The following is a 13,522-nucleotide window of genomic DNA, read 5'->3' as shown; positions in this document are numbered from 1 at the left end:
CAGAGAACCAGAGAAGGGGCATGACCGAATGTCCTGGTCGTATCGCTCCTCGAACTCGGCGACCCCGGTGGCGAGGTCGCCGCTGTATCAGCGCAAGGCTGCTACTGGTGCGCTGAGGCGAGGCGAAGTGCGAGGCCGACCAGAATCAGACCGGTGACCCCCTCGATTCCAGCTTTGACCCTGGGGCGCCGCAAGAGCCGGGCGAGGCGATCGATCACCAGGACATAGAAGCTGAACCATCCCAGGTAGAGGACCGCGAAAACCGCCGACAGAAGGAGGGCCTGGGCCCATGGGGCCGAAGCGTCAGCCGGGAGGAACTGCGGCAAGAACGTCACGAAGAACAACGCGATCTTGGGGTTGAGCGCATTGGACAACAGTCCTTGACGAAAATAGGCCAGCCGGCGCGTCGGCGCCTGAGCCGTGAAGACCGCGGTTTCGTCTTTCCTGGACCGGTAAGCGGAGCGCAGGGTCATCAGCCCAAGCCATAGCAGATATACCGCCCCAACGATCTTCAAGACCATGAACGCCATAGTCGAGGCGAGCAGCAGCGCCGACAGCCCGAAAGCGGCGGCTGTGGCGTGCACTGTCAGGCCCAGCACGCCGCCCAACATGGTCAGCAGGCCGCCGGCACGGCCACCTACCAACGCGCTGCGGGTGATGAGAGCCTGATCCGGCCCCGGGATCATGATGAGGACCAGGGCCGCAAGCACGAAGGTCACCATGACCTCTCCTCAGGCTCGACCGCTGATGCGCGGGGAGCCCCGTTGAGCGCGTGGGTGAAATCCATGGTGCTCACTCCTAAGATCGGCCACTGGGCTGACGCGGCCAAGGACATGGCGCGGCCGGCAACGGCCCGCGCTCACCCGCCGGAGCCACTAGCATGATGCAAGTAACCTAGAGGCTCTATTTGCATGATGCAAGTGAGTGGTGGATGGAGTCAGGTCGGGACACGGCCCGGCTCAGGTGCGCGTACCGTCTCTGACCAGCCGGCCGACCTCCGATCACAGCCGTCCCTGGACCGGCCGTCCTCAACCGCCGGGCCGGCTCATGCGTTCCCCCGTAATCCAGATCGCCCGGCCATCGGGCTTCAGGGCAGCAGCCGCTGGATCTCCTCGTAGGAGGGCACGTCGCCGGCCACGGGGGCGCCGTCGGCCACCGCCAGCGCGGTGTCGACGACCGCCTGCAGCGCGACCCGGAACAACAGGGAGCCGTAGCTGATCCGCCGCACACCCAGGTCCGCCAGCTTGGCGGGCGGCACTCCGGGCTGGATGAGCACGTTCAGCGGCACCCCGGCCGCGGCGACCAGCGTCCGCACATCCCGCTCCTCGGCCGCCCCCGGCACGAACACCCCATCGGCCCCCGCGGCGGCATAGGCCTCCACCCGCCGCGTGGCCGTGGCCAGGGCGTCGGGCGCGCCCAGCCAGAACGGGTCGGTGCGCGCGTTGACGAACAACTCCGGCACGCGGTGCTTGATCGCGGCGATCAACTCGACCTGCTCGGCCACCTCCGCCAGCCCCTGGCCCCGCCCGTCTTCGATGTTGACCCCCGCGACCCCCGCGGCGGCCAGCTCCGCGGCCAGCTCGGCCACCTGCTCGGGCGAGCCGCCGAAACCCCCCTCGATGTCGACCGTGACCGGGACGTCCAGCCCCGCGATCCCGCGTGCCAACGCCAGGGTCTCGGCCCGCGTGGCCTGCTCGGCATCCGGTTTGCCCGCGGCCGCCGCCACCCCCAGGCTGGTGGTCCCCACCGCCGCGAACCCGGCCGCCGCCAGCGCCGCCGCCGAGGCGTGGTCCCACGCGTTCGGCAGCAGCAGTGGCCGCTCTCCATGGTGCAGCGCCCTGAACCGTTCGAACATCACCGTCATCGTCCCTTCACCGCCTCGACCACTCCGGCCGCCAGGGCCAGCGCGACCTCCCGCCCCGGGCAGGGACGCGAACCCGCCCCGAAGGTCAGGTGCTCCTGGGCACGGCCGGGCCGGAACAGCTCGGGCTCGTCGAACACCTCCGGGTCCCGGTTGGCCGCCGCGACGTCCAGCAGCACGAGCGTACCGGGCTCGCCACTCGCGCCCCCTCCCGGCCGCGTCACGGTACGACGCAGGACCCGGACCGGCGGGTCATGGCGCAGCGTCTCGGCCAGCAGATCCTCCACCGGGCACGCGGCGGCGCCGGCCGCCAGCGCGTTGCGGATCAGCCCGGCCGTCGAGTCGCAGGCCTGGGCCAGTAGTCCGGCCACTACGGCCAGCCGCTCCGGCTCGGGATCGCCCAGCAGCCGCGCCAGCCGCGCCAGACCCGCGTCCGCCACCGCTGTCTCCCCCGTGTCCCCGGCTTTCCCCGCGCCCCCTGTATCTCCGGCGTTCCCGGCGTTCCCGATCTTCTCGGGGTTCCCGGCGGCAGAGGGTACGGGCAGGTAGGCCGCCGCGAAATCCGCGACCGCCCGCGCGGCCTGCGCGCCCTCCTGCGCCCGCACTCCGAGCGCGACGGCCAGCACCTCGACCGGGACCAGCTCGATCGGCACCGTCCCGCTCTCCCCGGCAGATGACGACGCCCGCCGAAACGCCTCGGCGCGCAGCGCCCGCGGGTCCAGGCCGGCGAGCACCTCCATCGCCGCGGCCCGGCGCCGAGTGTGCAGGGCGCCGTCGGCGAAGCGGCCGACCGCGCCGCGCAGCCAGGCCACGGTCAGCGCGAAGGGCGGACGGGGCGCGGGGACGACCGAAAGAGCCGGGTCGGACAGGAGCGCACGCACCTCGCCGTAGCGGCTGACGACCATCTGTCGTGAAGTCATGTCTCCTACGCTAGAGGTGCAATATTTCGGTACCTGCCGAAAGATCCCCAGCCCAGGATGGACAGATGACATCCACGACATCGATCCCGCTGGCCACCCTGGCCGGCCTGCTCGCCGACAGCACCCGGGCGCGCTTTTGCCTGGCACTGCTGGACGGGCGCGCCTGGACCGCCGGGGAGCTGGCCCGGCACGCCGGGGTCGCGGCCTCCACGGCCAGCGACCACCTGTCGCAGCTGGTGGAGGGGGGCCTGCTGGCCGAGGAGCGCCAGGGGCGCCATCGCTATCTGCGCCTCGCCGGACCGCATGTGGCCCAGCTCATCGAGGACCTGACGGCCCATGCCGAGGCCGCCGCCCAGCCGCCGACGCTGCGCGCGGCCAGCGTGGCCAAGGCGATGGCCGTCGCGCGGACCTGCTACGACCACCTGGCCGGCAGGCTCGGCGTGACCATCACCGACGCGCTCACCGCGCGAGGCCTGCTGCGGCAGGACGCCGGCTTCGCGCTCAGCGACGAAGGGCTGGCCTGGTTCGAGGCGGAGCTGCGGGTGCCACTGCCGCCGCCCAGCGGTAGGCGCCCCCTGGCCCGGCCCTGCCTGGACTGGACCGAACGCCGCCATCACCTGGCCGGCACCGCAGGAGCCGTGCTCTGCACGACCGCGCTGGAACGGGGATGGGTGAGCCGGATCGGCTCCGGGCGCGCGCTGCGCGTCACCGAGGCCGGCCGCGAGGCCATGGCCGGACTGGGGCTCGGCGACCCCACCCGGGTGAGGTGATGCCGCACGACCTGCCGGCAGGCCGCCTCAGCGCGAGCGCAGCCGGTGGGTGAGGCTGGTGTGGCGCCGTCCGGCGCCCCGGGTGCGCACCGCCTGCGCCAGCGCCCGGCGTGAGCCGACGATGACGACGAGCTTCTTGGCCCGGGTGATCGCGGTGTAGAGGAGGTTGCGCTGCAGCATCATCCACGCGCTGGTGGCCAGCGGGATGACCACCGCCGGATACTCGCTGCCCTGGGAGCGGTGGATGGACACCGCGTAGGCGTGGGCCAGCTCGTCGAGCTCGTCGAAGGCGTACTCGACGTTCTCGTCCTCGTCGGTCAGCACGGTCAGTTTGTGGTCGTCGGGCTTGATGTCGACCACCACGCCCACGGTTCCGTTGAACACTCCCGCCGCGCCCTTGTCGTAGTTGTTGCGCAGCTGGGTGACCTTGTCGCCGACCCGGAAGACCCGGCCGCCGTAGCGGCGCTCGGGCATGCCCTCCCGCGAGGGGGTCAGCACCTCCTGCAAGGAGGTGTTGAGATTGCCCGCCCCCGCCGCCCCCCGGTGCATCGGCGCCAGCACCTGCACGTCCCGGCGCGGGTTGAGGCCGAATTTGCGCGGGATCCGGTTGGCCACCACGTCCACGGTCAGCGCCGCGATCTCCTCCGGCTCCTCGCAGGGGAACAGGAAGAAGTCGGTCATACCCTCCAGCGCCGGAGACAGGCCGGTGTTGACCCGGTGGGCGTTGACGACGACACCCGACTCCTGCGCCTGGCGGAAGATGTGGGTCAGCCGCACCCGGGGGATCTCCTCCTCGGCGGCCAGCAGGTCGCGCAGCACCTCCCCCGCACCGACCGAGGGCAGCTGGTCCACATCCCCCACGAACAGCAGGTGGGTGCCCGGCGCGACGGCCTTGACCAGCTTGTTGGCCAGCAGCAGGTCCAGCATCGACGCCTCGTCGACCACCACCAGGTCTGCGTCCAGGGGATTGTCGCGGTCGAAGGTGGCGTCCCCGCCCGGGCGCAGCTGCAGCAACCGATGCACGGTGGTGGCCTCGTGGCCGGTCAGCTCCGCCAACCTCTTGGCGGCCCGGCCGGTGGGTGCGGCCAGGATCACCTTGGCCTTCTTGGCGCGCGCCAGGGTGACGATGGAGCGCACGGTGAAGCTCTTGCCGCAGCCGGGGCCGCCGGTCAGCACCGCGACCTTCTCGCACAGGGCCAGCTGTACGGCGTGGGCCTGCTCGGGGGCCAGCTCGGCGCCGGTCCGCTGCTGCAGCCACTGCAGGGCCACCTCCCAGTCCACCGACCCGAAGACGCCCAGCCGGTCGTGCTCGGAGGCCAGCAGCCCGCGCAGCGAGCCGGCCAGCGACAGCTCGGCACGGTGGAAGGGAACCAGATAGACCGCCGGTACGGTGCTGTCACCGGCGGGGACCTCCTCGCGGACCACGCCCTCCTCGGCGACCAGCTCGTCCAGGCATCGGACGGTCAGCTCGGCGGGAACCTCCAGGATCTTCACCGCGTCACCGACGAGGTTGGGCGCCGGCAGGTAGCAGTGGCCGTCGTCGGCGGCCTGGGAAAGGGTGTAGCGCAGACCCGCCTTGACCCGCTCGGGGCTGTCGTGCGGAATGCCGACGGCCTGGGCGATGGTGTCGGCGGTCTTGAAGCCGATGCCCCACACGTCGTCGGCCAGCCGGTACGGCTCGCTCTTGACGACCGTGATGGAGGCGTCGCCGTACTGCTTGAAGATCCGCACCGCGATGGAGGTGGACACGCCGACCCCCTGAAGGAAGATCATCACTTCCTTGATGACCTTCTGCTCCTCCCAGGCGACGCCGATCATCTTGGTCCGCTTGGGGCCCAGCCCCGGAACCTCGACCAGCCGTTCGGGAGCGGTCTCGATGATCTCCAGGGTGTCGACGCCGAAGTGGTCGACGATCCGCTCGGCCATCTTCGGCCCGATGCCCTTGATCAGTCCGGAACCCAGGTAGCGCTGGATGCCCTGGACGGTGGCGGGCAGCACGGTGGCATAGGACCACACCTCGAACTGCTTGCCGTACTTGGGATGGGAGGTCCACCGTCCGGTCAGCCGCAGCGACTCACCCGGCTGGGCGCCGAGCAGCGGCCCGACCACGGTGAGCAGGTCGCTGCCCGAGCGCTCCGTGGCCACCCTGGCGATGGTGTAGCCGGTCTCCTCGTTGGCATAGGTGATGCGCTCAAGTACTGCGCTCAAATTAGTAGCGACATCTTTGGAACCCGCGTCCGGGCTCCCCTCGGGCCTTCCCACACCGACGAGACTAGGGCAGACCTTCATCACCGCGACACCTTCCGCGAGCCGCTGAGCCAGCGATCTATCATCAATACGTGACCACTTCTCCCCTCTCCGGACCCAACCCGTCTCGCATCACGCAAGCAAAAGCGCTAGCGTCAGCTGGCCAGCTCTTGGCCCGAGCTCGCGCCGAACGCGACGCCCTCTCCCCTGCCGAAGCGGCCAGGCTCGCACACCGGCCGGGACGCACCTCCCTGACGGACTTGGAGGCTTTGATTCGCGCCCAGCGCGAGCGAGCACGGGCCATCAGGGCTGCCTCTGCAGCTTAAAGCTGGCTATTTGGCTTGCATTAGTTGCGCCGAGCCACCCCTGCAGGAACTGCCTCGCAGGGGTGGCGCCACAGTGACGCGCCTCAGCGCGTATCCAGTGTCAGCAGAACTTCGCATCACCTACCGCCGAACCGCCGGGTCCGGTCCCTCTGCTCTTGCACCGTCCGCTTCGCCTCCTGCTGCCGCTGCGGCGACGCCCGCTTCTTGCCCGAGGACACATGCTTCGCGTCGACCTGCCACGTCTCGGCTGAGCTGACCGGGTACCGGGTCGTCTCCGTCCACGATGGGCACTTCCTGCAGTAGCACCGCGCCGGAGCGCAATACCCCGTGGGCGGCTCAGCGTGACTCGCTACTTTCGCGGGCGTGTGCTCCGAGCAGCGCCACCCCGGCAAGTACAAACGAGCCACGATGGCGCCACACCGACTCCGCTCAGCGGCGACCCAGAACCTGCACGGCTTCATCACGTGAGCCTATGGCGCAAGCGAAATTGCTAGCGACTATGGCAGCCGTGTCCGCACCACTCGTGCTTGCAGCCAGAGCAACGCTCCGCTGCACACGGCACCGACAGCTCCTTCTCCGCAGGCGTTAATTCGTCGTGTACCAGCCTTTTGGTGATCATCCGGATCAGTCCTCTCCGAGGGTTGGGTTGGTTGGAACGATGGGTAAAGGAAGCAGACGCAAAGCCGCGAGAGTCGACGCGAGCAGGACCAGCCCGGCCACCTCGCCCCACGTGGCCAGCGTGAGCAGCCCCATGTGGAACAGCACCAGGACCGCCCCGACCGGACGGCCAATCAGCATCACGACCGCCGACACCACAACGACGACAACCGGCACCACCAGCTCGGTGCCCGGCGCGGGCCGACACACCACCGCTGTCACCAGCACAGTCGCCAGCCACAGCGACGGCACCACAGCCCACCGCGCCTCACGGATGGCCTGCCGAGCTGCGCGAGCCGAAACGGTCGTCATCTGCCCCCCTACGCGTTGATGAGGTAGAAGGTGTCGTTCTTCTGCCGGACGACTCCCTCCTTCGTGAGCGCCCGCGCGGCTGCGGGGATCTCGCCGAGCTTCACGCCGTTGAGCTGCTTCGTCACGGCCTGGCACAGCGCGCCGAGGTCTTTCGGCCCGCCGCGAAGCGTCCGCTCGACGGCCGCCTCCACGTCGGCCGACGTCCAGCCCACGTTCGTCGCGATCGGGCGTGGCGCCGCCGTCTCGACCTCACGGCCGCGGCGGTGCAGCTCCTGGTACTCCTCACGGAAGCCGAGCGTCATCTGATCGATCACGCCTACCGCTGGCCGTTGGGCGACCTCGTACAGGTCGTGGAACGTCAACGACCGCCACTTCGCGCCGGGCCGGGCGTCGATGCCCTTGATGTAGCCCAGCCCGTGAGTCTTGTCCTTGGTGCCCTGGAAGAACTCCGGCAGCTTCGACGGGTCGGCCTTGAGCCCGACCATGCCGTGATCCACCGACGAGCCGGTGCGGAACGCGGCGACGCTGCCGCCGGCCACGAGGTTCGACCGCAACGCGTTCGACGCCTTGGTGCCGCCGAACTCCTCCAGGCCCAAGTTCTGCAGGAACACGTCCACCGCGCCGCCCGGCTTGCGCCAGGTCTTCACGGCGTTCGCCAGGACATCGGTGGCGCGCTTGCCGTACTCGGGGTGCTTGAGCAGCATCGGCAACTCCTCGATCGCGAAGTACAGCAAGCTCATGTAGTTCAGGTCGGGGTCACCTGGGATGAGGAACGACTTGCCGGTGCGCTCGCGGCCCTTGTCGTCGCCCCACTTGGCGTGGGCGATGTAGTGCGCGCGGCGACCCATCACGTAGTCGTACGCCTGGATCTCCTCCCACACCGCGTCCACGCCCTCACGGGTGACGTGTGTGCGGTTGTTCCATTCGGGCTGCGAGCTGCCGTCCTGGTTGTCCAGCAGGATCACGCCCATGTGCTCCGTCTGGTGCGCCACGGCGATCTTCAACGCGCCGAACGCCGACTTGCCCGCGCCGGTCCCGCCAGCGTTGATGCCCATCTGCGCGCCGCCCGTGGTGGTCCAGAACGACCAGTGGACGGGCTTGACGTCGAAGAACGTGCCGACGCGGAACATGCCGGTCTCCCAGTCGATGACGGGTACCTCGTCCTCGAAGTAGCGCGGCTGCAGCAGGTTGTCGCCCCGGTCGATCACCGTCAGGCGTGCCCCGGAGTAGTCGCCGTCGCGGGCGTCCTCCACGGCGATCTGGTCGAGCGCCTTCTTCCGCGCCGACGCGATGACGCCCCTCTGCTGCATCAGCAGATTCGTCTGCGTCTTGCCCGGCACGCCGACGATGTCAGCGGCGAACCCGGCCGGGACCGGCTCGACCGCCTCCAATCGGGTTCCGGCGTAAACGGCGTGGTTCGACTCGACGGTCTCGGCCCACCAGCGCTGTATCTCCTCGGTCAGCGTCTCTTCCAACTGCACAAGCTTCTCCTCGGGTTGGTTGACCGGCTCCTGGGTGGGAGTCGGCGCGGGCTTGTCGGTGCGGTGCAGCTCGGCCCACCGCGCCCACCAGTACGGCACTGAGCAGGCCAGGCCCGGCAGCCACAGCAGCAGCGCGGGCCAGCCGTACGGGCCGGCCACGGTGGTGAGCAGTAGCCACGCCGTCCCGGCCGTCAGCGGGATCAGCGGGGCCTTCTCGCCGCGGCGGGTGGAGCGCACCACGACCACGGTGAAGACCCCGGCGGCCAGGACGACGGCGAGCTTCCAGCCCAGCCGAGACTGGTGGCAGGCCACGGCGGCGAGCTGGGCGGCGGCCAGCCACACCACCGGCCAGATGAACACGACCTTCGCCTGCTCGCGGTGCCTGGCGCGCCGCCAGACGCGGCGCGTGACACTCGGGGTCGGACGGGGGGCGGCGGTGTCGTCGCTGGTGGTGCGGCTGGCCACGAGGGGGCTCCTTCCGTGAGGGACGGTCGGGGGTTAGCTGGACGCGACGGCGGCCGCGCGGTCAGCGATCTGCTGGGCGACGCTCTGGGCCTGGGCGAGCAGGTCCTGCAGGGTGGCCGTGTCCCCGATCAGGTCGGAGTGGTCGGCCAGGACGTCGCTCATCGACCCAGCGAGCGACTGTGAGGCGGTGATCATGTCCTGGAGCTCGTTCGCCAGCTCGGCGTGAGCCTGGGCGTAGCTGGTAAGGCCGCTGGCCTCGGTCTGTGCCATGGGGGTGGTTCCTTCCGTTGTCGTGTCCGGCGTCGCGCCGGGATCGGGGTTGGCGCTGGGGGGTTGAGGGGCGGCCGGCGCCTGCGCGGGCTCGGCCGGGTCAGACGCTTGCGGTTCCGCTAGCGTCTCGGGTTTGGGCTGCTCCGCTGGTGCGGGAGCCGGGCCAGGGGCGGGCTTCTTCGGAGTGGCCGGGACGACCTCTTCGGCCTCCACCACCTCGACCTCGATGGCGTCCCGATACGACCGGTACTCGCGGCGGCCGCCGCGCGTGGCCTCCCGGACCACACGACCGGTCGCGCCGATCGTCACGGCCGCGCCATACACGGCGCCGCCAGCGGTCACGAGCGTCACGCCGAGCGCTCCCAGCAGGAACGACGCGACGCGGGCGCGGCGGGTGCGGCGCTTGCGGAGCTGCTTCTGCGTCCGGTCGTACACCGCGCGAGTCCGGGCGTACCCGGCGCGGAACTCCTTGCGCGTCTGCTTGACGCCGGCATTCCAGGCCCCGCGGGCGGCCGCGCGGTAGGCCGGCCGCCGCCGCAGCGTGATGGTCGCGCCCGTGATGAGACCAGCGACGATCAAGGCGAGGATGATGGCGCTCATTGGATCTTCGCCTTGATCGTGTCGGTGCTGTTGTTGAACTGGTCGCCGATGTACTTCATGGTCTCGCCGCCGTTCATCCCTAAGGCGACGACAAGGGCGGCCAGCACGAACATGGCCCACTGCTCAGGCTCGTCCATCTTGCCGTCCCACATGCCGAGCAGGACGATGATGACCGCCACAACCAGGCCGATCAGCGCGAACACGCCGATCGCTTCCTTCGGCGTGCCGAACCCTGTGAGCAGGTCCACCACCCACACGGTCAGCGGGACCAAGCCCAGCCCGGCCAGGAGCTTGGCCCCGCCCGCGACGAAGCCGGGCCACTTCTTCTTGCGGGCTTTCTTGTTGCGAGACACCCGCACGGCGGGCCACAAGAACAGCACGACGAGCACCAGCCCGCCGAGGATCTCCCAGAGCATGAGGGGTTCCGCCTTTCAGGCGAGGATGAAGCCGACCAGGACGACCACGCCAGCTACCAGCGCGGTCGCGGCCAGCAGGCTCGGATAGCGAATGATCAGAAACAGGGTTTGACCGGCGAGGTTGATCGCGATCACCGGGATGCCGTACAGGGCGTAGGGCACACGCAGGATCAGGGCGTCCCGGATGTAGGGCGGCGGCTCGGTCCAGTACTGCCGGGCCAGCGTCAGGATCGACGCGGGCTGCTTGGCCAGCAGCGTTTCGCCCACCACGGCGTCGCTGAATCCCTGCTTGACGCGGGGCACCAGCTCGCGCCGGGCCAGGACCATGAGCTGCTTGCCGGGCGGCACCTGGTCGGCTGCTACGTCGTCGGACGGCTCGGCCGGTGGGTTCTCGCCGCCGAACTGGCCGACAACGACGTTGTCCGGCTCGTCATCGTCCTTGGGCAGCGTGATCTCATACACGGCCGCGGCCTCCCTTCTGGTCGTTCAGGTGGTCCAGGTGCTTGCGGTTCAGGTCAGCGGCGATGCCACGCATCTGCTTGGCCAGGTCCAGCCCGACCGCGTGAGCCTTGGCCGGGTCGCGCTTGGCGAGGTGCTTCAACTCGGCTGCGGTCCAGCACACGGCCAGCCAGAACCGGCGCACGCCGTTCCGCTCGCCGTCGATCCGGCCGGTGTGGAAGATCTTCCGTTCCTCCGGGCCAGTGCGGTCCCTCGCCACGTGAACTCCCTCTAGTTACAGGCTGTGATATTTGGTAGGCTCCGCCTCGCGCGCGTGCATGCGCGGGCGTGCGCGCTGCGCAGCGCGGGCGCGCGTAGGGCCGTCCACGGCGCCCCAGGTCCGGGCCTCATGTGCGGCGGACCGGCCCTGCAGCCAGGTCACGGAACGTCACCTTCCGGGGCTTCCTCCAACAGCAACTCGACCTCGGCGTCCCAGTCGACGCGGGACTCCTCAGCGCCGAGCGGCACGAGCTTGACCGTCTCGTTCAGGAAGGCCCGGACGTTCTCGCGCGGCACCCGGAACGTCAACGGGTCCTCCGGGTTCCACCGCAGGCTCCACATCGTCCACATCGGGTCGCCGGACGGCTGGATCTTCAGGTCCTCGCAAGTGGCCGGCTGCTCCAGGCCCCGCAGGAGGACGTCACGGGGCACGTCCAGCGAGACGACCCCGCCGGAGACGACGATCCGGACGAACCACGGGTCGGCCGGGATGTAGTGCAGCCACACGGTGAGGAAGTTGTCGGGGTTATCGGCCTGCCAGATCGGCATGCACGTGCTGAGCTTGATGAGGTCCATGGCGTGTCCTTCGCGGTGTCGTGTCGGGGTGTCGTGTCGTGTCATGTCGCGTCTGGCGCGGCACCGGATGTCGTGTCGCCTGTCGTGTCGGCAGGCGACAGCAGGCCCTGCTTCCTCGCCTGCTCGATGTCGCGCTGAACGGTTCGGACGGCGACGCCGATTCGCTTAGCAATGTCGCTCTGCTTCGGCGGTGGCTCCTGGCCGAGCAGCTCCACCACCTTCACGACACGCTGGGCGTTGTCGCCTGTCGTGTCGCCCTGTCGTGTCCGGACTGTCGTGCTGTCATGTCGCCTTCCGGTGGCGGCGACAGAGCGCGCTGTTCGGCGTGACTGTCGCCTGTCGTGTCGCCTCCGGTTGTCGCCTTCCTGCGTCGTGTTGTCCTGCGGCTTGTCGCCCTGCGATGTCGTGTTCGCAGGCGGTGCGGGCGGCGTCGTGTCGCCCCCGTTTGTCGTGTCGCGTGTCGCGTTCGGAGGCGACACCTGAACCGGAGGAGGAGCCCCGGTGTCGCCTCCAGTCCGGCGGCCATTCATGCCAGCAAAAGCGCTAGCACGAAGCGGCGCGAGGATCGCTTCGCGGCGGATGGGGAAGTTGACCAGGTGCGCCATCGCCTCCTCGCCGAGCCGGTCCCGCTCCTCTTGCGCCGCGGTGTCGTCGGCGAGCCGCTGCCAGAACGAGGGCGGCTGCAGCGTGGTCAGTGCGGCCGTGTTGTAGAGCGCACCGATCTGGGCGAGCAGCCTCTCCTGCTTTGCCTTGTCCTGCACCAGGCCGGTGTGCTCGACCGCGCGGTCCATCGCCTTGTCGAGCCGGACCAGAGCGGCGCGCTGCTTGCGGTCGGACGCGCCAACCTCCCGCAGCGCCCGGGCGCGCTTGGCGGCCAGGGCCACGCGGGTGAGACGTCGGTGAGTGTCGACCTCGGACGCGGTGCGGTCGGACGACTCGGCCAAGCCGACCCGGACGAGCGCCCGCTCAGGGGTCAGACGCCAGTTGATCCGGGTGCGGCCCGTGAGCCGCTGCCGCTCGATCGCCATGCCGCGCTCCCATAGCCACGCCGCGACCAGCGGAGCAGCCATGCGGAAGATCGATTCGGCGAAACTCGCGGCGTCCATGCTCGACAGCACCGCCGACAGGCCGGTGAGCGCCCACACGGCCAGGCCGTCGACACCGGCCTTGAAGTTCTCCCTCATGTTCCGGCGAGCCCGCACTGCGCTGGTCACCATGGCGACCTCGATGAACGCGAACAGGCCGACCTGCAGCGGACCATCGAAGCCGAGCACGTCGCCGGAGAAGCGCCACATGCCCTGCGCCGAGACGCCGGTTGCGATGCTCGCAGCCACGATGGTCAAGATGTCCTCAGCGGGCCGAGGGACGACCCAGCGGCGCACCGCGCGGGAGATCCCGCCGAGGAGCTTGCGGCCGATCAGGTATGCCAGCCACAGCACCAGCGCCGCGACGGCGGCGATGACGCCCGCACTGATCGGGTTGGTAGTGACGTAGTCGAACAGCGTGGAGAGGTTCACGCGGCTTCCTCAATATTTGTGCTAGCAGTTTTGCTAGCGGGATTGCGAATCATGTTGGCGCGGGCCCAGGGCGCGAGTCCGAACCGGATACCGTGCGGCTCGAAGCCCAGCTTCAGGAGGTCGCCCTCCTCTGTCAGGGCCGCCTCTTGGCACTGCTCGCGGACCGGGCAGCCCCAGCAGCGGGCAGCGGCGGCCTGCTCGTAGAAACGGCGCTGCTTCTTGGCGTTGCCGCTGGGCTCGAACTCGGGGAACCACAGGTCGGGGTCGACGCCGGGCCTGGTGCACCGACCTTTCTCGGTGATCTGGTCGTTCAGGAAGCGCAGCCGGGAGGGGAGGTTCAGCGCGGGAGGCTCGTTGCGTGTCATACTTTCCATCACGAGGACCTTC

At 69.7% G+C, this 13,522-nt stretch carries 14 protein-coding genes; 1 reads left to right on the top strand and 13 read right to left on the bottom strand.

Annotation, left to right across the window (positions count from 1 at the left end; genetic code table 11):
* Positions 1-101: 101 nt before the first annotated feature.
* From ACQPYK_RS25715 to ACQPYK_RS25705, 3 genes are all read right to left on the bottom strand, one after another.
* A complete protein-coding gene (locus ACQPYK_RS25715; RefSeq protein ID WP_433235651.1) occupies positions 102-722 on the bottom strand; it encodes a LysE family translocator in 621 nt (206 codons plus the stop codon).
* A gap of 365 nt (positions 723-1,087) precedes the next feature.
* Positions 1,088-1,855 (bottom strand): isocitrate lyase/PEP mutase family protein, encoded by a 768-nt coding sequence (locus ACQPYK_RS25710; protein ID WP_433235648.1) that lies wholly within the window; start codon positions 1,853-1,855, stop codon positions 1,088-1,090.
* A gap of 5 nt (positions 1,856-1,860) precedes the next feature.
* Entirely contained in the window at positions 1,861-2,781 is a 921-nt protein-coding gene (locus ACQPYK_RS25705) for a cytochrome P450 (protein ID WP_433235645.1), read from the bottom strand.
* Positions 2,782-2,846: 65 nt separating this feature from the next.
* Between ACQPYK_RS25705 and ACQPYK_RS25700 the strand changes: the two genes are divergently transcribed.
* A complete protein-coding gene (locus ACQPYK_RS25700; RefSeq protein WP_433235642.1) occupies positions 2,847-3,551 on the top strand; it encodes an ArsR/SmtB family transcription factor in 705 nt (234 codons plus the stop codon).
* 27 nt (positions 3,552-3,578) lie between these two features.
* Here ACQPYK_RS25700 and recD2 read toward each other — a convergent pair whose 3' ends face one another.
* From recD2 to ACQPYK_RS25650, 10 genes are all read right to left on the bottom strand, one after another.
* The gene (gene recD2, locus ACQPYK_RS25695; protein ID WP_433235639.1) at positions 3,579-5,840 is read right to left on the bottom strand and encodes an SF1B family DNA helicase RecD2; all 2,262 of its coding nucleotides are present in this window, start codon (positions 5,838-5,840) and stop codon (positions 3,579-3,581) included.
* Positions 5,841-6,748: 908 nt separating this feature from the next.
* On the bottom strand, positions 6,749-7,093 hold the full coding sequence (locus tag ACQPYK_RS25690) for a hypothetical protein (protein ID WP_433235636.1): 345 nt from the start codon (positions 7,091-7,093) through the stop codon (positions 6,749-6,751).
* 8 nt (positions 7,094-7,101) lie between these two features.
* Complete coding sequence (locus ACQPYK_RS25685) at positions 7,102-9,039, bottom strand: hypothetical protein (RefSeq protein ID WP_433235633.1); 1,938 nt, start codon at positions 9,037-9,039, stop codon at positions 7,102-7,104.
* A 33-nt stretch (positions 9,040-9,072) separates the two neighbouring features.
* Complete coding sequence (locus ACQPYK_RS25680; RefSeq protein ID WP_433235630.1) at positions 9,073-9,909, bottom strand: hypothetical protein; 837 nt, start codon at positions 9,907-9,909, stop codon at positions 9,073-9,075.
* Entirely contained in the window at positions 9,906-10,325 is a 420-nt protein-coding gene (locus tag ACQPYK_RS25675) for a hypothetical protein (RefSeq protein WP_433235627.1), read from the bottom strand. Before ACQPYK_RS25675 ends, ACQPYK_RS25680 begins: the two co-directional genes overlap by 4 nt.
* A gap of 15 nt (positions 10,326-10,340) precedes the next feature.
* Positions 10,341-10,787, bottom strand: coding sequence for a hypothetical protein (locus ACQPYK_RS25670; protein WP_433235624.1), 447 nt, complete (start codon positions 10,785-10,787; stop codon positions 10,341-10,343).
* Positions 10,780-11,043, bottom strand: a complete 264-nt coding sequence (locus tag ACQPYK_RS25665) for a hypothetical protein (RefSeq protein ID WP_433235621.1) — start codon at positions 11,041-11,043, stop codon at positions 10,780-10,782. The genes ACQPYK_RS25670 and ACQPYK_RS25665 overlap by 8 nt, the downstream gene beginning before the upstream one ends.
* A gap of 158 nt (positions 11,044-11,201) precedes the next feature.
* Positions 11,202-11,618, bottom strand: a complete 417-nt coding sequence (locus tag ACQPYK_RS25660) for an SsgA family sporulation/cell division regulator (protein ID WP_433235618.1) — start codon at positions 11,616-11,618, stop codon at positions 11,202-11,204.
* A gap of 41 nt (positions 11,619-11,659) precedes the next feature.
* On the bottom strand, positions 11,660-13,135 hold the full coding sequence (locus tag ACQPYK_RS25655) for a hypothetical protein (RefSeq protein WP_433235615.1): 1,476 nt from the start codon (positions 13,133-13,135) through the stop codon (positions 11,660-11,662).
* Positions 13,132-13,509 (bottom strand): WhiB family transcriptional regulator, encoded by a 378-nt coding sequence (locus ACQPYK_RS25650; RefSeq protein WP_433235612.1) that lies wholly within the window; start codon positions 13,507-13,509, stop codon positions 13,132-13,134. The genes ACQPYK_RS25655 and ACQPYK_RS25650 overlap by 4 nt, the downstream gene beginning before the upstream one ends.
* Positions 13,510-13,522: the final 13 nt, after the last annotated feature.

The sequence above is a fragment of the Streptosporangium sp. CA-135522 genome (assembly GCF_050949235.1).
Lineage (GTDB): Bacteria > Actinomycetota > Actinomycetes > Streptosporangiales > Streptosporangiaceae > Streptosporangium.
Note: the sequence above shows the minus strand (reverse complement) of the source record. Positions and strands in the feature narration are given on the sequence as shown.